Source organism: Pseudarthrobacter sp. TE3704 (assembly GCF_056279405.1).
This window is the reverse complement of record NZ_JBWCCJ010000005.1, coordinates 349,825-367,940: the sequence shown is the minus strand read 5'-3', so window position 1 is coordinate 367,940 and position 18,116 is coordinate 349,825. Positions and strand designations below refer to the sequence as shown.

Here is an 18,116-nt window from a genome sequence, read left to right as displayed (position 1 = left end):
CGGGTTTCGGCCTACACCACCGTCAGGGTGATCACGGAACCTTCGGGAACCTCGGTATCCACCGGATCCTGGTCGCGGACGGTTCCAAAGAACCCGCCCAGCACCTCGTTGACCCGCACCTGGAAGCCCAGGGCCTCCAGTGCCCGACGGGCCTCGGTGGCCTGCCGGCCGATGTAGCTGGGCACTTCCACCATCCTCGGGCCCTTCGAGATGGTCAGGGTGACAGTGCTGCCACGGGTCAGCGTGCCGCTGGCCGGTGACTGGCTGACAACCGCGCCCTCGGGAATGTTCCTGTCGAACACCTCTTCGGGCGCCACCTCGGCGCGCAGGCCGGCCGCCTCGATGGCGTCTTCGGCATCCTTTTCGTCCTGGCCCACCACCGAGGGGACGGGAATCGGCTCAGGTCCCTTGGAGACCGCCATGCCCACCGGAGTCCCGCGCCGGGCGGGCGTACCGGAAGCGGGGTCCTGGGAGAGGACGACGCCGGCCGGTTCCTCCTCGTTGAACTCTTCCGTGACCGTGCCCAGTGCCATCCCGGCAGCATTAAGTGCGTTCTTGGCTTCGTCCAGCGTCCCGCCGGTCAGTTGCGGCAGGGGGAACAGTTGGGGGCCCTTCGAAACGAACAGGGATACCGGCTGGAACTTACGGATCTCCGTTCCTGCCCCCGGCTCGCTGCCCACCACCAGGCCGGTGGGGACGTCGTCGTCGAAAACGTCGCTGGTGGTGGACCTGAAGCCGGCATCGCTGAGCACCTGCTGGGCCTGGGCGACGGTCTTGTTTGCCACCTCGGGAATAGTGGCAGCGGCCCCCGGTCCCATGCCAAAGAACCATCCTGCTCCCGTGGCAAGCAAGGCGGCCAGGACCAGGACAACCACCCAGAGCACCCCCCGCCGGCGGGGATTGCCTTCGCGCAGCGTCCTGGCCGGGGTGGCCGCAGCGCGGGCGCGGGCCTTCTCTTCTTCCTTCTCCGCTTTACGCTGTGCCCGCTTGCTGGGCAACGGCGTCGGGGGAGCCCAGGCCTCTTCGGCATCTTCGCCGGGTGGCGTGAGGATGTGGCTCCCATGGGCTTTTGCGTTGCCGGGGTTCCGGTCCGATGGTTCCTGCCGCTGCAGTGGAACGTAGGGCGGCGGGACCGCCCGGCCCGAGGGCATGATGGTTGTTGGATTGCTGGTCCGCGCGATGAACTCGGTGCGGTGAGGGGAGCCGGCAGGGTCCGGGGCTGCCGGGGGCTGCAGATCGAGCTCGGCGTCTGTCAGGTTGGTCCGGATGTGGCGGAGCTCGTGCAGGAGTGCGCTTCCGTCCACCGGCCGGTTCTCCGGATCGTTGGCAGTGCACCATTGCACCAGCTCGTCCACTTCGCCGGCCAAGCCCGGCACCAGTGCCGAGGGCGGGCCCACTGTTCCGTTTACATGCTGGTAGGCGACCTGGATGGGGACCTCGCCGTCGAACGGCTGTTGTCCGGTGAGCATTTCGAACAGCATGATGCCCACGGAGTAGACGTCGCTCCGGGCGTCCGCCGGTTTGCCCAGGACCAGCTCAGGAGAGACGTAGGCGACCGTTCCCATGAGGGTTCCGGAGCTCGTGGACGTCGTGACCGCCCTTGCCAGTCCAAAGTCGCCGATCTTGATCCTGCCGTCATCCGCAATCAGGACATTTTCGGGCTTGACGTCCCGGTGGATGAAGCCGGCGGCGTGGGCAGCGGCAAGGCCCTCGACAACGGGGTCGATGAGGGCAAGTGCCAGGCGCGGCGGCAGGGCACCTTTGCTGTTGATGACGTCGCGGAGGGTGTGGCCCTTGATGTATTCCATGACCAGGTACGCCGTGGTGCCGTCGTTGCCCTGGTCCAGGACGCCCACGACGTGCGGATGGGACAGCCGTGCAGCGGCCTTCGCTTCGCGCCCCAGCCTGGCGATGAAACTTTCATCGGCGGAGAGGTGCGGGTGGAGCACTTTCAGTGCGACGTCCCTTTCCAGCCGCTGGTCCACCGCCAGGTAGACAGTGGACATGCCACCGCGTGCCAGCCGGGAGCGGACGGCGTACCGGTTGTCCACCAGCGTTCCTACAAAAGGGTCAGACACGTGTTCCTGCACCCTTCGATCCTAGTCCCGCAACGAAACGGGTCCGAACCTGTAGCCGGTTCGGACCCGTTCTGAACTCTTCCAGAGCCATGGCAGGCCAGGGCGCAGGGACTAGCCGAAGTTCTTCTGGTGTGCCTTGATGGCGGCGACGTAGGCCTTGGTGTCGTCGTACATGCCGTACTTGCTCACCGAGTATTGGCCCTGGTAGTAGCCGGCGATCGCAGTCTGCTCGTCCTTGCTGGTGGCCAGGAGCTGGCGGATGATGGCCACGCCCGCGGTTGCGTTGTCGTACGGATCCAGCAGGTTCAGCTTGCGGCCCACAAGATCCGAGGCCCACTGGCCCGAGCTCGGGATGACCTGCATGGTGCCGATGGCGTTCGCCGGCGAGACCGCGCGCTGGTCGAAACCGGACTCCTGGTGTGCAAAGGCGAGGGCAAGCGAGGGATCCACTCCCATCCGGCGTGCCGTGTCGGCCACGATATTCCGCATTTCGGCACGGGAGGGAACCGGCGCAGCGTTCAGGAGGGCCTTGTTCTCGTTCGCGGAACTGACCACGGCCGCGGGGTAGCTGAACCCGAGGAATGAACTCGGCACAAGCGGAGTTACGGACGCGGCCGGCTGCGGGGCTGCCGGCTGGCCCGGGCCACCGGGAATAACCAGCTTGTTGCCCGGGAAGATGACCGTGGTCATGCTCATCCGGTTGGCGGAGAGCAGCTCGGAGAGCTTGACCCCGTGGCGCGAGGCAATGGCGGACAGTGTGTCGCCGGCCTTGACAGTGTAGGAGCCGGTAGCCGGTGCGGGGGTGGCAGAGGTGTTGGCCAGTGCAGGGGCTGGTGCGGGGGCCGGCGCCGCAGCGGGGGCGGCCTGTCCTCCGCCCACCTTGATCTTCTGCCCGGGATAAATGATGGACCGCATGGAGAGGTTGTTCCAGCTGAACACATCGGCAAGGCTCACGTTGTGCCGCGCCGCGATGGCTCCCAGGGTGTCACCGGCTTTCACGGTGTAGGTTGCACCCTCGGCAGGGGCAGGTGCTGCCGCCGGTGCTGGTGCGGCCGCGGGTGCCGCGGCAGGGGCACCGGAAAGTTTGATCTTCTGCCCGGGATAAATGAGGGTGTTCGGCTGGAGGTTGTTCAGCTTGAGGACTTCAGAGGTTTTCAGGCCAAACTTCCCGGCAATGCCGCTGATGGTGTCGCCGCGGGCGATGGTGTACTCCGCGGGAGCAGAAGGCTGGGCAGGCTTGAAGGCAGCAGGAATGGTGGTGGAGACCGACGATGCAGGGATGACAGCCGGAGCCGCTTGTGCAGCCTGTGCCTTCATGGCCGCAGCCAGGGTTGCAGGAATGGACCGGGCCGGCTGTTCTGCGGCAGCAGGCTGGGCGAGGGCCAAGGATGACAACACGACCGCCGGCAGCGCGGCGGTTGTGGCGGCAAGCACCGGCAGACTCGGCCTGGGGGGCTGCTTGGGCGAGCGGGACATCGTCATGGAAAGAATCCTCTTCTCAACTGCGGGCGCGGACGGGGATGCCGCTGACATTCCTGATACTACTGTTACTCAAGTTATTACTGTTACGAGCGTGAACAATGTGAATCTCTCACGAATTCGGGATTAGCACAAGAATTCCGGGATTCCCCGCAAAGAAAGATTTACGGAGTGTTTGCAGGTCAACCGCGCACAGTGATTGCATCGACTAGGCGGCGGGGCGCACCCCATGGCAACCTTGATCCGTGAGTAATAACGTAGAAAACCTCGTGGGCGAGTGGTTGCCCCTGCCCGACGTCGCCCGGCTCCTGGATGTTTCCATCACCAAGGTTCATAGCCTTTTGGATGAACGGGCCCTGGCGGCATTGCGGGTAGGGGAGCGGAACATCAGGTCCGTTCCCGCGGAATTCATTCAGGATGGCCAGGTAGTGGACAGCCTTAAGGGCACCATCGTGGTGCTGTCGGACGCAGGGTATTCGGATGAGGACCTTATCGTCTGGCTGTTTACGGCAGACGAATCCTTGCGTGGCCGCCCCATCGACGCGCTGCGCGAGGGCCGCAAAACCGAGATCCGGCGCCGGGCGCAGACCCTGGCCTGGTAGCCGCGTCTAGGAGGCTCGGCTGACGGTGGCCTCAGCCAGCCTCCGCAGGGCGGTTTTTGGCAATTCATCGAGCGGAAGGGCCTCCAGGGCTTCATAGGCCGCAGAACCAAATCCGTTAATAAGGACCTCTGTGGCCTGCAGGGCGCCGGATTCCTCAATGATCCGCCGGATCTCAAGGATGTCTTCGTCCGAAAGGTCCGGGCTGCCCAGCCGGGAATCAATAAAAGCGGATTCAGGGGCTGAGGCCTGGTCCAGTGCAAGCGCGACCAATACCGTCCTCTTGCCTTCGCGCAAATCGTCCCCTGCAGGCTTGCCCGTGGTGAGCGGATCGCCGAAAACGCCCAGCACGTCGTCGCGAAGCTGGAAAGCCTCGCCCAGGGGGAGCGCGAACGCTGAGTAGCCGCGCAGGAGCTCGTTTGAAGCGCCCGCCAGTGCTCCGCCCAAGGCCAACGGGTGCTCGGTGGAGTACTTCGCGCTTTTGAACCGGATGATCGACTGGGCGCGGCTGACGGCACCCGCCCGGTCGCGGACCGGGCCTGCGACTTCCTCAAGGATGTCCAGGTATTGACCGGCCATGACCTCGGCCCGCATGAGGTTGAAGATCAGTCGCGCCCTGCTGCCGGATGCTGCACGCTCCCCGATGTCCGTGAACGCCTCCTCGCTGAAGGACAGGCAGAGGTCGCCGGCGAGGATTGCTGCCGCCTGGCCGAACCGCTCGCTGTCCAGCGCCCAGCCCTGTGCACCGTGCAGCTGGCTGAAACGGCGATGGACGCTCGGTCCTCCGCGCCTGGTGTCGGAGCGGTCAATGATGTCGTCATGAATCAGGGCTGCCGCCTGGAACAGCTCGAGGGCGGCACCGGCAGTCACCACCTCCGTGGCCGTGGGCTCGCCGCCGGCGCCGCGCCAGCCCCAGTAGCACATGAGCGCCCGGAGGCGCTTGCCTCCGGTCACAAGGTTTGAGATGGAGCCCATGATGGGGTCGATGTCAGGGGAGATGGCAGACATCACGGACTGCCGGGAGGTCAGGAAGCCGGTCAGTTCGCCGGCCACTGCCGCCACAAAGTCTGCCTGTTCGTGCCTCAGTTGCTCGGCGGCGGTCACTTGGCAGACTCAGCTGCCACGTTGGCTCCGATGGTGAACGTGGCCACGCCCGCGGCTTCCACAACGGAGAGGTTAACTGTCTCGTTGTCGCCCCGCACGAAGTCCTTCGACGCCACCGCTCCCACCGACTCACCGGGAACCGCCTTGAACCCCTGGGCTTCAAGCGACGTGGTGTAGAAATCGACAACGGCAGCGGTGGGCGCCGTCACGGTGGCCACCAAGGCGGCAGTTGCCGGCGCCGATGCTTTGTCGAAGCTGCTCGAAACTACGGTGGCTCCCGGCATGAGGGGCAGGAGCTGCTGGGGGAATCCTTCCACCACGGCACCGACAGTGGCGGACGTATTCGGTGAGGCTGAGGGGCTGGCCGACGCGGTCATGGTGGCCTGCGACGTTGCCGGGGTGGAAGCCGAAGAGCTGGATTCGGGCACCTGTGACGGGGTGGGGCTGCAGGCAGCCAGGGCCAGGGCTGCACCGGCAGCGAGAGTGGCCAAGCCTGCAGGCTTAAGGTTTCCAAAGACCGTCACAGGGACTTTCCTCCTGGTGTTGATGCCGGATTCAGCCTCCAGTTTAGTCAGTACCAACGGATAGGATTGCAGCCGTGGGGCCCGACCGTACGAACCAGCCAGCCGCAGCGCGCCTTCCGGGCCGTCGGCGCAAGTGCATCATGCACGTGGACATGGATGCCTTTTTCGTTTCAGTGGAGCTGCGGACGCGTCCCGAACTCCACGGCAAACCGGTGATTGTCGGCTTCCCGGCAGAGCGTTCCGTAGTGTTGTCGGCGTCCTACGAAGCCAGGGCTTTTGGCGTCAAATCCGCCATGCCCATGGCGCTTGCCACCCGGTTGTGTCCCCAGGCCGTCATTATCGAACCGCGCCATTCACTGTATTACGAGGTGTCCGGCCAGCTGATGGCCGTTTTCGAATCGATCACCGAACTCGTCGAACCGCTGAGCGTGGACGAAGCGTTCCTGGACGTCAGCGGCGCCATCCGGAGGCTGGGACCGCCCAGGGGAATCGGTGAACTGATCCGCCGGCGGGTTGCTTCGGAACTGGGCATCACGGCATCTGTGGGCATCGCTGAGACAAAGTTCGTGGCGAAGATCGCGTCCACCCGCTGCAAGCCCGACGGCCTGCTCATGATCGGGCCTGACCAGACGGTGCCTTACCTTCACAGCCTGCCGGTAGGGGCGCTCTGGGGCGTCGGTGCGAAAACGGCAGAGGCCCTGGCGAAGATGGGCATCAGGACGGTGGCGGACGTAGCGGCAACACCGGTCTCAGCCCTCCGCAAAATGCTTGGCGCTACCGGAGAGCACGTTCACCAGCTCTCCTGGGGCATCGATCCGCGTCCGGTGACCCCTGTGCGGTTGGAGAAGAGCATCGGGGCTGAAGAGACCTTCGCCGTGGATACGGCGGACGATGCCCTGCTGCACCGGGAATTGCTTCGTCTCTCGCACCGGACGGCCACACGGCTGCGCAGTTCGGGAATGGTGGCGCGGACCATTGCCCTGAAGCTGCGCTTTGCCGATTTTTCCACCATCACGCGAAGCCGGACCGTGCAGACTCCGGTGGACAGCGCCCAGCTCATCTATGCGGTGGCCCTCCAGTTGCTGGATTCTGTAGGCGCCCGTGCCATGCCGGTGCGCCTGGTAGGGGTCAGGGCAGAGCAACTCGAAGACGCTGCCCGGACCTCACTCCAATTAAGCATTGACAGGCGGGACGACAACTGGCGTGCGGCAGAGCAGGCGCTCGATGAAGTCACGCGCAAATTCGGTAATAAGTCCGTCCTGCCGGCACGGCTCATGGAACCCGGAAGCAGCGCCGGGTAAGCCCTAAAACATAAGGCCGGGAGGCGTCTTCGAACGTCATTGCCGTCTTTCAGAACGGCCCTGAACAAACTATCCTTAGAGATACATAGTTTTCGAGTGACTGGACTTACTGCCGGACCCTCTTGGACATGCTCCCGCTCCGGCGACTGCATGCCAGGTTTCAGCTTTTGCCAATGCTGGCGGAGCGGGAACCTCTTAGGCATAACGGTCGTTAACGGTGCAGAAGTTGTGGCTGGGAATCAGCCCGGACGTTGGCCTACAAAAGGAGGTCGTGATGCCGCTGTCGGAGCACGAACAGAAGCTGCTTGAGCAGCTGGAGAAGCAGCTTCACGAGGACGACCCGAAGTTCGCGAATTCCATGGGGTCCGATCCCGGACGTTCATGGTCCACGCGGCATGTGGTGATCGGTGTCCTCTGCGCCTTGGCGGGTGTCTTCCTGTTATTGGTTGGTGTGACGCTGCAAAACATCTTCGTTGGGGTACTCGGGTTCATCGTGATGGGTGGCGGAGTCTACTTTGCAACGATGCGCAGTTCGGCGGCGTCAAAACCTGGCGCCAAGGGCGGCAACGGCAAGCCCGGCAAGCAGCGAAGCTCATTCATGAGCAGCCTGGAGGAGCGCTGGGACGAGAGGCGCCGGGGCGAACCGTAACGGCCCGGCTGCATTACCGCCCCTCCACCTTGCACCCCTGATCGGGGAGCGCGACGAAAAGACCCGCTTCGGCGGGTCTTTTCGCATTTAATCTCCACTTTCCTCCCCGCCCTGCCGCAATACCTCTTCCGGGAACATGCCGCATTTCGGTTGCACAGCGATATTCGGATTTCGGGGAGTCCAATCATGGCAAACTCCTCCACTTCCCACCACAAGCGCAATTCCGCGGCTTTTCGGGCATTTCTACCCACACTCATCCGCTGGAAAGGAGCCTTTTGCGTTGACTGTGGGGGAAAGTGGAGTAATGTGGAGGACATAAGAGGGTGGTTGCAACATTAGGGGATGTGCAGTTCCTGACGGCGGACAGGCGGTGGACCAGTGTTCCTGGGCACTCACTCGCCACGTCTGGATGAAAAGGGACGGATCATTCTCCCCGCGAAGTTCCGTGAGGAGCTTGCCAGCGGGCTGGTACTCACGAGGGGCCAGGAACGTTGCATCTACGTCTTCAGCGAGCAGGAATTTGCACGGGTCCATGAGCAAATGCGGGAGGCACCAATATCCTCCAAGCAGGCACGTGACTACATCCGCGTTTTTCTCTCTGGAGCCTCTGATGAGGTACCTGACAAGCAGGGGCGCGTGACCATTCCACCGGCGCTCCGGGAGTACGCAGGCCTCGGCAGGGAGCTGGCCGTGATCGGCGCAGGATCCCGGGCCGAGATCTGGGATGCCCAGGCCTGGACGGAATACCTTGCTGAGAAGGAAACAGCCTTCTCGGAAACTGATGACCCCATTCCGGGCATTCTCTGAATGCCGGAACGGCCAACAGGAAGCTTCTTGGACGAGATCTCCAGCCGGCCCATCGGCTGGCCAACCTGGCTCACTTCCCCGGAGCCAGGCGGGCGGGACGATAGGCGCGGATGGGGATCTGGTCCCAGAAGCATGCACGGTACACCACGACGGCGAGAAAGGACGAGGCGTGAACGAACAACCAAAGCCCACGTCCGAACGCCATGTGCCGGTTCTTAGGGACCGGTGCATCAATTTGTTGGCCCCCGGATTTGAGGCGGCAAGGCTCCGCGGCGAAACTCCGGTGGCAATCGATGCAACCCTGGGAATGGGCGGACACTCTGAAGCGATGCTCCAGCGGTTCCCCGACCTCCATCTCATCGGCATAGACCGGGATGAGGAAGCCCTGGCGCTGGCCGGAGAACGTCTGGCGCCCTTTCGTGCCCGCACGGACCTGGTCCACGCCGTCTACGACGAAATCGAGGACGTCCTCGCCGATCTCGGCGTGCCGGAGGTCCACGGAATCCTCATGGACCTTGGTGTCTCCTCGCTCCAGCTGGATGAACGCGGACGCGGCTTTGCCTACTCCTTTGATGCGCCCCTTGACATGCGCATGGACACCAGCCGCGGCCAGACCGCCGCTGACGTGGTGAACAACTACAGCGAAGAGGAACTGGTCAGGATCATCCGCAAGTGGGGCGAAGAAAAGTTCGCCGGACGCATCGCGAACAGGATTGTCACCACCCGGGCCGTCAAGCCCTTCACCACCACCGGCGAGCTGGTGGAACAGATCCGCTCCGTGGTACCGGCCGGAGCAGCCAAGTCCGGCGGCCATCCGGCCAAAAGGACTTTCCAGGCGCTGCGGATCGAGGTCAACGAAGAACTCGACGTGCTGGAACGGGCGGTACCCGCAGCCGTGGACTCCATGGCACTCGGCGGCCGCATCGTGGTCATGTCCTACCACTCCCTGGAGGACAAAATCGTCAAGAGTGTTCTCCAGGCCCGTTCCAAGTCCTCAGCCCCGCTCGGCTTCCCCGTGGAGCTGGAGGAACATAAGGCGGAACTCAAGACCCTCACCAAAGGCACCGAGGTGCCCACCGCCGTCGAAATCGCTGAAAACCCGCGTGCAGCCTCAGCCAGGCTGCGCGCGGCAGAACGAATCAGAGCCAGGAGAGCTGCATGAGCACCGCCGCCGTCAAGAACTTTCCCGTCGCTGCAGGCAGTTCGGCGGCCAGCAGGGCTCTCCCTGCCGGTGCACCCGGTGAAGGCCGGAAAAGCCGCACACCGCTCTCGGTGGTACGCAGCGTTCCGCGGAAGCGCCGCGCGCCCTTCGTTGTCCTCTGCTTCGCCATGCTGGCGGTGGCCCTGATCGCTGTGCTCGTCCTGAATATCTCGGTCTCCACCGCGCAGTACCAGCTGGTGGAACTGCGCGCCCGGCAGAGCACCTTGACCAAGCAGAACCAGGACCTCACCCAGCAGGTCCAGAACTTCGAGGCGCCGCAGAACCTGGCCGCGAAGGCCAAGGACCTGGGAATGGTGGCATCGACCGTTAAAGGCCAGATCGACCTGTCCACCCTTTCCGTCACGGGCAAGGCGACGCCGGCGGCCAAGGGCGGTTCCGAGGGCGCGGTCATCCCCGCCCCGGCCGTGGCCGGGCAGCTGATCGTGGTCCCGCCGGCAAGTAAGGGCGAACCGCTCGAAAACCGCAAGCCTGCGCAGGACGCAGCCGCCGCAGCCCCTGCTGCTGGAGCGCCGGCGGCCGGAGCTCCCGCCGCTGACACTCCTGCCGGCGGTACCCCGGCAGCCGCCGCACCCCCCGCTCCTCCAGCAGGCGTGCCGGCGGCTGAACTTCACGGCGGCACCGTTCCCGTGCCCCAGCAGAAGGTGCCGGGGCAGTAAGCGGCAGGTCTGGCAGGCAACAGGGTCGAACAGCAAGGAATTCCACGGTGGCGCAGAGGACCGGCAAGGCAGTAAACGGCAGGGTGCCCAACGCCACGAAGCGGTTGCGTCTGGGGCTGGGCATCATGCTCACGCTCCTGCTGGTGGTGGGCGGCAAGCTTTTCCTTGTCCAGGGCCTGGACGTCGGAGGAATGGCGGCAGCGGCGCTGGACAAGCGCATGACCCAGACAGTCCTGCCCGCCGAACGTGGCAGCATCCTGGACTCCAGCGGTACAGTCCTGGCCAACAGTGTGATCCGCTACAACGTGGTGGTGGACCAGAGGCTCAACACCAAGACGGAAACGTTCAAGCGCCTGGACGAGGCCAAAGAGAAACTGGTGGACGTTTCCCGCGACCAGGGGCTTACGGAGCTGGCAGCGGTTCTGGGCATGGAAAAGGACGCCATCATTGACGCCGTCACGGGTGACTCGCGGTATTACATCGTGGCCAAGGATGTAAAGCCCGACGTTGAGGACCGGATTTCGAAGCTTCAGATTCCCGGCATCGTGACGGAGGGCGTCAGCAAACGTGTCTACCCGAACGGGTCCGTAGCCGGGGGCATCATCGGCTTCCTGAAGGACGGCACCACCGGCCAGGCAGGCATCGAACAAACACAGGACGAACTCCTGAAGGGCAAGGACGGCGAACGGCTGTTCGAGATCGGCGCCGACGGCCTGAGGATTCCCGTGGGTGTGGACGAGCTGACCCCGCCGGAAGACGGCAAGGACGTCAAACTCACCATCAACTCCGACCTTCAATACTTTGCGCAGCAGGCCATCCAAAGCCAGTCGGACAAGCTGGGTGCCGAGTGGGGCGTGATCATTGTGATGGATGCCAAGACCGGCGACCTCGTGGCCATGGCAGACACCAACTCGCCGGACCCCAACGACCCCGGCCGCGTGGCAGCAAAGGACCGCGGCGTCCGTGCCGTTACAGCCGCCTACGAGCCCGGGTCCGTTCAGAAGATGATGACAGTGGCCGCCCTGATCGAAGAGGGCAAAGCAGGTCCGCTCGATACCTTCACACTCGGGCCTTCCTACACGGTGGACGGCCAGACCTTCAGCGACTCGTTTGCCCATGGCACCGAGGAACGGACCCTCGCCGGCATCCTGGGATATTCGATGAACACGGGCACCGTGATGGCCGGGCAGCGGCTGAGCAAGGAACAGCGCTACGACTGGCTGAAGAAGTTCGGCATCGGCGAGGCCCCCGACATCGGATTGCCGGCCACCGCGTCCGGCATCCTGACGCCGTGGGAGCAGTGGGACGGGCGGCAGGAATACACGGTCCTGTTCGGCCAGGGCGTCTCACAGTCCACCCTCCAGACCGTGCGGGCCTTCCAGTCCATTGCCAACAACGGCGTGATGCTCCAGCCGCGCCTGATCGATTCCTATATTTCCGCTGACGGGACCGAGGAGAAGGTTCCGGCCGCACCGTCCCGGCAGGTTGTTTCGGACAGCACAGCCCAACAGGTCCAGGACGTCCTGGAAAGCGCCGTCACCGAAGGCCAGATCAAGGACGCGGCCATTGACGGGTACCGGGTGGGCGCCAAGACGGGCACCTCGGAGTCCCCGTGCGACGACGGCGCGGGCTTCTGCGGGTACACCGCCTCCATCGTGGGCATGGCACCGATGGATGATCCGCGGTTTATTGTTGAGGTGGTACTCCAGCGGCCCAAGGGCAGCATCTACGGGATTACCCAGGGGCCGGTCTTCCGGTCGGTCATGAGCCAGGCACTGCGGACCTACAACGTCCAGCCGTCCACCGGCGAACCGGCCAGGCTGCCCCAGTTCGCCAAGTAACACCCCGGCACCAACGGCGTAACAGCTTCTGCTGTTACCGCTGCTTATCCATGCCGGGCACGATTCACTAGCACCATCGGAGATCCCTTGTCAGAATTCAACGCGTCCGAGAGCAATACCGCGCCCGCGGCTCCTGCCAGCAAGGTCCGGTTCAGGCCCTCTGCCGTCAAGGCGGTCCGCCTGGAGAGCATTGGCGACGCAATCGGCGTCGCTGTTCCCGGGGCTGCTGCGGACGCGTTGGTCACCGGGGTCTCCTTGAATTCCCGCACGGTGGAGCCCGGGGATCTGTATGTCGCCCTTCCCGGCGCTGTCCGGCACGGCGCCGATTTTGCTGCGCAGGCGATCGGGGCCGGGGCAGTTGCAATTTTGACGGACGACGCCGGTGCCCGCCTGCTGGCATTGTCGGCCGACACGTCCGTGCCGGTGCTCGTCGTAAAATCTCCGCGGAACGTGGTGGGTCCGCTGTCAGCCATGATCTACGGCAGCGGCGCGGGTGCACTGCAAATGTTTGGGGTCACCGGCACCAACGGCAAAACCACCACCACCTACTTCATCAATTCCCTGCTGAGGGCCCTCGGCAAGCCGGCCGGGTTGATTGGCACGATAGAAATCCTCGCCGGAGGCGAGCCCATTCCGAGCGTGCTCACCACCCCGGAGTCTCCCGACGTCCACGGACTGCTCGCGCTGATGAAGGAGAGAGGACTGGCTGCGGCGGCCATGGAGGTGTCCTCCCACGCCATTTCGTTCCAGCGCGTGGACGGGGTGATGTTCGACGTCGCCGGCTTCACCAACCTCACGCAGGACCACCTTGACCTGCACCACACCATGGACGAATACTTCGCCACGAAGGCCGAGCTTTTCACGCCAGGCCGCGCGCGCAAGGCAGTGGTAACGGTCGACGACGAGTGGGGCCGCCGGCTTGCGGGCAGCGGCAGCGTGCCGGTCACTACCCTTGGCACGGCTGCGGGAACGGCCGCGGACTGGACAGTGACGTCAACCGCGCCGCGCGGGCTGGGTACGGAGTTTACGCTCACGGGACCTGGCGGCACTGAACTCAACGTCCATACCGGCCTCCCCGGCAGCTTCAACGTCGCCAATGCTGCCCTGGCAGTCATCATGGTGCTCGTTTCCGGCGTGGATGCTGCAACCCTGCAGGCTGCACTCGACGCCGCCGACCCCTTCACCGTTGCCGTGCCGGGACGCATGCAACTGGTATCAGAGCAGCCCGCAGCGGTGGTGGACTTCGCCCACAACACCGACGCCCTCGCCCGGGCGCTGGAGGCTGTCCGTTCCCCCGAGGCCGGCTCCCGGCTGATCGTCGTTTTTGGTGCCACAGGCCAGCGCGACCAGGGCAAACGCCCGGCCATGGGCGCCATCGCAGCCCGCCTTGCCGACACCGTCATCATCACCGACGACGACCCCCACGATGAGGATGCGGCCGCCATCCGTGCCGACGTCCTGGCCGGCGCGCAGGAAGCCCGGGACAAGGATGCCCTTCCCTGCGACGTGCTTGAGGTGTTCCCCCGGGATGAAGCGATACGCCGCGCCGTGGAACTGGCGCAGCCGCAGGACACCATCCTGGTGGCAGGCCGCGGGCACGAGGTCTGGCAGGAAGTGAAGGGGGTCAACCTTGCCCTCGATGACAGGGTGGAACTGCGCAGCGCCTTGACAGCCAGGGGATTCAACGTTCTCCAAGCCGACCGGATAGAGTCCTAGACCGAGATGATTGCACTTACTGCGGCGGAAATCGCCGAAATCACCAACGGGCGCCTGGACGCCGATCCCGGAATCACGCCCGTTTCGGTGGTGACGGATTCACGGGAAGCCACACCGGGCTCGCTCTACGTCGCAAAACCGGGCGAGCAGGCGGACGGCCACGACTTTGTCGCTGCTGCCTTCGCGGCCGGGGCTGTCCTGGCCCTGGTGGAGCGGCCGGTGGCAGCACCCGACGGAACGCCATACCCGTGTGTACTGGTACCTGATTCCGTCCTGGCCATGGGTGCGCTGGCTGCCGAGGCAGTGCGCCGGATCCGCGACGCCCGGGCAGAAGCCGGCGGGGAACTCACCGTGGTGGGCATTACCGGTTCAGCCGGCAAGACCACCACGAAGGACCTGCTGGCAGGAATATTTTCCACCCAGGGCAAGACCGTGGCCCCGCAGGGTTCGTACAACGGCGAAGTCGGGGTGCCCCTCACGGTCTTCCAGGCGGACGCGGAGACGCGTTACCTGGTGATCGAGATGGGTGCCACCGGCGTGGGACACATCAAGTACTTGGCCGACATGGTCAAACCGGACATCGGGGTGGTCCTCGCTGTCGGCACAGCCCACGCTGGCGAATTCGGGGGAGTGGAAAACATCGCCCGGGCCAAGGGCGAACTTGTGGAAGGCCTGGCCGCCACAGGAACAGCAATCATCAACCTCGACGACGACAGGGTGGCGGCCATGCGCGGCCGCACCACAGCAGCGGTCCTCGGATTCTCCGCAGAAGGACGCGGGGACGCGGCCGTGCAGGCGCTCAATGCCGACACCAACGGCGAAGGAAACCCTGAATTCGACCTCCTGCTGCCGGGCGGGGATGGGCCCCACCACGTCCGGAGCCGCCTCATCGGCGCGCACCACACCGGCAACCTGCTCGCGGCGGCAGCAGCCGCCTTCGCTGCAGGGGTTCCCGGCGCCGACATCGCCGCCGCCCTGGGCCGCCAGGCAGCTGCCAGCCGCTGGCGGATGGAGCGGACCGAGCGCGCCGACGGCGTCACCATCATCAACGACGCGTACAACGCCAACCCGGAATCCATGAGGGCCGCACTTCGGACCCTGGCGGATCTGGGGCGCGGCCGGCGCACCTGGGCCGTCCTGGGCGCCATGCTGGAACTCGGGGAAGATTCAATCCGCGAACACACAGCGGTTGGCACGCAGGTGGTCCGCCTCAACATTTCCCGGCTGGTGGTGGTAGGCCGGGAGGCCCGCGCCCTCTACGTCTCGGCCGTTCAGGAAGGGTCCTGGGGGGACGAATGCATCTTCACGGAAACCGCCGACGAGGCTTACGAACTTCTCAATGCCGAGCTCCAGCCCGGAGACCTGGTGCTGTTCAAGTCCTCCAACAGCGTGGGACTTCGGCATTTGGGTGATCGGATAGCATTACCCCCACAAACCCCGCAACCCGCCGATGAAAGGAGCACTCTGCTGTGATTGCACTTTTGATCGGCGCCGGGCTGGCACTCCTGTGCGCCCTGGTGGGCACCCCGCTCTTCATCCGGCTCCTGGTCCGCCGCGGCTACGGCCAGTTCATCCGGGACGATGGTCCCACCTCCCACCACACCAAACGCGGCACGCCCACCATGGGCGGAACAGTGGTGGTGGGGGCCGTGCTCCTGAGCTACGGCCTGACGCACCTCATCATGCTGATGATGAACCCGGATTCGCCCGGGCCGTCCGCGTCCGCGCTCATCCTGCTGTTCCTGATGGTGGGCATGGGGCTTGTTGGCTTCCTGGACGACTTCATCAAGATTTCACGGCAGCGCAGCCTGGGGCTCGACGCCAAGGCGAAGCTCATCCTGCAGGCGGCCGTGGGCATCATCTTTGCCGTGCTGGCACTGAACTTCCCCAACGAGGACGGCGTCACGCCTGCCTCCTACAAAATATCCCTGGTCCGCGACCTGCCGTGGCTGGACCTGGCCTTCGGCGGAACCGTCCTTGGCGCCATCCTGTTCGTCATCTGGTCCAACCTCATCGTGACTGCAGCCACCAACGGCGTGAACCTGACGGACGGCCTCGACGGCCTCGCCGCCGGCGCCTCGGTGATGGTTTTCGGCGCGTACACCCTGATGGGAATCTGGCAGAGCAACCAGGCCTGCGGGTCACCACGGGAAGCCGGCAGCGGCTGCTACTCCGTCCGGGATCCCCTGGACCTGGCCCTGCTGGCCGCCATCATGAGCGCCGCACTGGTGGGTTTCCTCTGGTGGAACACCTCACCGGCCAAGATCTTCATGGGAGACACCGGATCGCTCGCCATCGGCGGTGCCATCGCCGGTTTCGCCATCCTGTCCAGGACGGAACTGCTGCTCGGAATCATCGGCGGCCTCTTTGTCCTGATCACCCTGTCCGTCATAATCCAGGTGGGCTACTTCAAGGTCACCGGCGGCAAACGCGTCTTCAAGATGGCGCCGCTGCAGCACCACTTTGAATTGAAGGGCTGGGCTGAAGTCACCGTGGTGGTCCGGTTCTGGATCCTGGGCGGACTTTTCGTGGCCGTGGGCCTGGGCATTTTCTACGCTGAATGGGTTGTGCTGCTGTGACCGTTTCCCCCCGCCTCAAGAACCTCGTCTCCTGGGACTCCGACTGGGCAGGGCTGCGTGTGGCAGTCACCGGCATCGGGGTGTCCGGCTTCGCCGCGGCAGACACGCTGATCGAACTGGGCGCCCGCGTGGTGGTGGTCGACGCCGCCACCAGCGAGACCGCCAGGGCGCACGCGGACACGCTGAAGATCGTGGGCGCCGCAGACGTCCTGCTGGGGGAGGAGGCCGTGGCCCGGATACCCCGGATCGACGGCGAACTGCCGGAACTGATCGTCACGTCCCCCGGCTGGCGCCCCGACCAGGCGCTCCTCGCCGCCGCTGCCCGTGCACACATCCCGGTGTGGGGCGATGTTGAACTGGCGTGGCGGGTGCGGACCAGGGAAGGCCGGAAGACCGCCGACTGGCTGGCCATCACCGGCACGAACGGAAAAACCACCACGGTAGGCCTCACCGAATCGATGCTCCGCGCAGCCGGCCTGAAAGCCATCGCGGTCGGAAACGTGGGCACGCCAATTCTGGATGCCATCCGGGACCCAGTGGAGTACGACGTCTTCGCGGTTGAGCTCTCCAGCTTCCAGCTGCACTGGGCGGAATCCCTGTCGCCGGTGGCGAGTGTCTGCCTGAACGTCGCGGAGGACCACGTTGACTGGCACGGCTCCTATGAGTCGTACCTCGCGGACAAAGCCAAGATTTACGAACGCACCCAAAAGGCCTGCATCTACAACGCGGAGCAGTTTGAAACCGAGCGCATGGTGGAAAACGCCGACGTCGTGGAAGGATGCCGTGCGGTCGGGTTCACCACGGTGACTCCCGCCATCAGCATGCTCGGTGTGGTGGAGGGGCTCCTCGTTGACCGCGCCTTCATTGAAGAGCGCAAGGACAGCGCGGCCGAACTCGCCGCAATGAACGACCTCGGCGCCTTTGCTCCCCGCCATATGGTGGCCAACGCCCTCGCTGCCGCCGGGCTGGTCCGGGCGTACGGCGTGGAAACCTCAGCGGTCCGGCAGGGCATCCGGGACTACATTCCCGGTGACCACCGCATCCAGCCCGTCGCGCGCCACAACAACGTGCTCTGGGTCAATGATTCAAAGGCAACCAACCCGCATGCAGCGGCCGCCTCCCTGGCCGCCTTCAGCAATGTGGTCTGGATTGCCGGGGGCCTGTCCAAGGGCGTCACCTACGACGACCTGGTGCGGGAGCATGCCCACCGGCTCAAGGCCGTCGTGCTGATCGGCACTGACCCGGGGGTGTTGGCCGGTGCCCTCCAGCGACACGCGCCGGATGTCCCGGTCATCACGGCGCTGCCGGGTGACACTGAAGGGGTGCAGACTGCTGCAGGTCCTGGCGCCGTCGATGCCGGTTCTTCCATATCCGGAGAACGGGTGATGTCCCTGGCCGTAGCGTCAGCAGCCCAGGTGGCCGAACCCGGCGACACTGTGCTGATGGCTCCGGCAGCTGCGTCCATGGATCAGTTCTCTTCCTATGCTCACCGTGGCGACACTTTCATCGAAGCTGTCCGCGAGCTGGTGGAAGGGCAGGCCCAGACCGGCGAGGAGTAACA

15 protein-coding genes are annotated in these 18,116 nt (G+C 64.8%); 11 read left to right on the top strand and 4 right to left on the bottom strand.

Annotation, left to right across the window (positions count from 1 at the left end):
* Positions 1–11: 11 nt before the first annotated feature.
* Together pknB and ACZ9BC_RS15935 are read right to left on the bottom strand one after the other, a co-directional pair.
* The gene (gene pknB, locus ACZ9BC_RS15940) at positions 12–2,090 is read right to left on the bottom strand and encodes a Stk1 family PASTA domain-containing Ser/Thr kinase (RefSeq protein ID WP_476246777.1); all 2,079 of its coding nucleotides are present in this window, start codon (positions 2,088–2,090) and stop codon (positions 12–14) included.
* Between the two features lie 99 nt (positions 2,091–2,189).
* Entirely contained in the window at positions 2,190–3,560 is a 1,371-nt protein-coding gene (locus ACZ9BC_RS15935; protein ID WP_476246776.1) for a LysM peptidoglycan-binding domain-containing protein, read from the bottom strand.
* A gap of 266 nt (positions 3,561–3,826) precedes the next feature.
* Between ACZ9BC_RS15935 and ACZ9BC_RS15930 the strand changes: the two genes are divergently transcribed.
* Positions 3,827–4,159 (top strand): Rv2175c family DNA-binding protein, encoded by a 333-nt coding sequence (locus tag ACZ9BC_RS15930; protein ID WP_079597181.1) that lies wholly within the window; start codon positions 3,827–3,829, stop codon positions 4,157–4,159.
* A 6-nt stretch (positions 4,160–4,165) separates the two neighbouring features.
* Here the strand turns inward: ACZ9BC_RS15930 and ACZ9BC_RS15925 are convergent, their stop codons facing one another.
* Both ACZ9BC_RS15925 and ACZ9BC_RS15920 read right to left on the bottom strand, forming a co-directional pair.
* A complete protein-coding gene (locus ACZ9BC_RS15925) occupies positions 4,166–5,260 on the bottom strand; it encodes a polyprenyl synthetase family protein (protein ID WP_115524662.1) in 1,095 nt (364 codons plus the stop codon).
* Positions 5,257–5,784, bottom strand: a complete 528-nt coding sequence (locus tag ACZ9BC_RS15920) for a hypothetical protein (protein WP_476246775.1) — start codon at positions 5,782–5,784, stop codon at positions 5,257–5,259. The genes ACZ9BC_RS15925 and ACZ9BC_RS15920 overlap by 4 nt, the downstream gene beginning before the upstream one ends.
* Before the next feature lie 74 nt (positions 5,785–5,858).
* Between ACZ9BC_RS15920 and dinB the strand changes: the two genes are divergently transcribed.
* The 10 genes from dinB to murD all read left to right on the top strand — a co-directional run bounded on the left by dinB (position 5,859) and on the right by murD (position 18,114).
* The gene (gene dinB / locus ACZ9BC_RS15915; protein WP_476246774.1) at positions 5,859–7,085 is read left to right on the top strand and encodes a DNA polymerase IV; all 1,227 of its coding nucleotides are present in this window, start codon (positions 5,859–5,861) and stop codon (positions 7,083–7,085) included.
* A 274-nt stretch (positions 7,086–7,359) separates the two neighbouring features.
* The gene (locus tag ACZ9BC_RS15910; protein ID WP_079597177.1) at positions 7,360–7,734 is read left to right on the top strand and encodes a DUF3040 domain-containing protein; all 375 of its coding nucleotides are present in this window, start codon (positions 7,360–7,362) and stop codon (positions 7,732–7,734) included.
* 378 nt (positions 7,735–8,112) lie between these two features.
* Entirely contained in the window at positions 8,113–8,541 is a 429-nt protein-coding gene (gene mraZ / locus ACZ9BC_RS15905; RefSeq protein WP_476246773.1) for a division/cell wall cluster transcriptional repressor MraZ, read from the top strand.
* Positions 8,542–8,710: 169 nt separating this feature from the next.
* Positions 8,711–9,703 carry a 16S rRNA (cytosine(1402)-N(4))-methyltransferase RsmH gene (gene rsmH, locus ACZ9BC_RS15900; RefSeq protein WP_476246772.1) on the top strand — a complete coding sequence of 331 codons (993 nt, stop codon included), beginning with the start codon at positions 8,711–8,713 and terminating at the stop codon, positions 9,701–9,703.
* Positions 9,700–10,419 carry a cell division protein FtsL gene (gene ftsL, locus ACZ9BC_RS15895; RefSeq protein ID WP_476246771.1) on the top strand — a complete coding sequence of 240 codons (720 nt, stop codon included), beginning with the start codon at positions 9,700–9,702 and terminating at the stop codon, positions 10,417–10,419. Before rsmH ends, ftsL begins: the two co-directional genes overlap by 4 nt.
* A gap of 47 nt (positions 10,420–10,466) precedes the next feature.
* The gene (locus ACZ9BC_RS15890) at positions 10,467–12,260 is read left to right on the top strand and encodes a peptidoglycan D,D-transpeptidase FtsI family protein (RefSeq protein ID WP_476246770.1); all 1,794 of its coding nucleotides are present in this window, start codon (positions 10,467–10,469) and stop codon (positions 12,258–12,260) included.
* Between the two features lie 87 nt (positions 12,261–12,347).
* Complete coding sequence (locus tag ACZ9BC_RS15885) at positions 12,348–13,976, top strand: UDP-N-acetylmuramoyl-L-alanyl-D-glutamate--2,6-diaminopimelate ligase (RefSeq protein ID WP_476246769.1); 1,629 nt, start codon at positions 12,348–12,350, stop codon at positions 13,974–13,976.
* A gap of 6 nt (positions 13,977–13,982) precedes the next feature.
* The gene (locus ACZ9BC_RS15880; RefSeq protein ID WP_476246768.1) at positions 13,983–15,449 is read left to right on the top strand and encodes a UDP-N-acetylmuramoyl-tripeptide--D-alanyl-D-alanine ligase; all 1,467 of its coding nucleotides are present in this window, start codon (positions 13,983–13,985) and stop codon (positions 15,447–15,449) included.
* Positions 15,446–16,555, top strand: coding sequence for a phospho-N-acetylmuramoyl-pentapeptide-transferase (gene mraY, locus ACZ9BC_RS15875; RefSeq protein WP_079597170.1), 1,110 nt, complete (start codon positions 15,446–15,448; stop codon positions 16,553–16,555). Before ACZ9BC_RS15880 ends, mraY begins: the two co-directional genes overlap by 4 nt.
* A complete protein-coding gene (gene murD / locus ACZ9BC_RS15870) occupies positions 16,537–18,114 on the top strand; it encodes a UDP-N-acetylmuramoyl-L-alanine--D-glutamate ligase (protein ID WP_476246767.1) in 1,578 nt (525 codons plus the stop codon). The genes mraY and murD overlap by 19 nt, the downstream gene beginning before the upstream one ends.
* Positions 18,115–18,116 lie beyond the last annotated feature (2 nt).

Excerpts from the sequence above, each read along its gene's own strand:
- ACZ9BC_RS15910 (WP_079597177.1), top strand. The coding sequence starts at position 7,360 with ATGCCGCTGTCGGAGCACGAACAGAAGCTGCTTGAGCAGCTGGAGAAG.
- ACZ9BC_RS15880 (WP_476246768.1), top strand. The coding sequence starts at position 13,983 with ATGATTGCACTTACTGCGGCGGAAATCGCCGAAATCACCAACGGGCGC.
- ftsL (WP_476246771.1), top strand. The coding sequence starts at position 9,700 with ATGAGCACCGCCGCCGTCAAGAACTTTCCCGTCGCTGCAGGCAGTTCG.
- murD (WP_476246767.1), top strand. The coding sequence starts at position 16,537 with ATGGGTTGTGCTGCTGTGACCGTTTCCCCCCGCCTCAAGAACCTCGTC.
- ACZ9BC_RS15935 (WP_476246776.1), bottom strand. The coding sequence starts at position 3,560 with ATGACGATGTCCCGCTCGCCCAAGCAGCCCCCCAGGCCGAGTCTGCCG.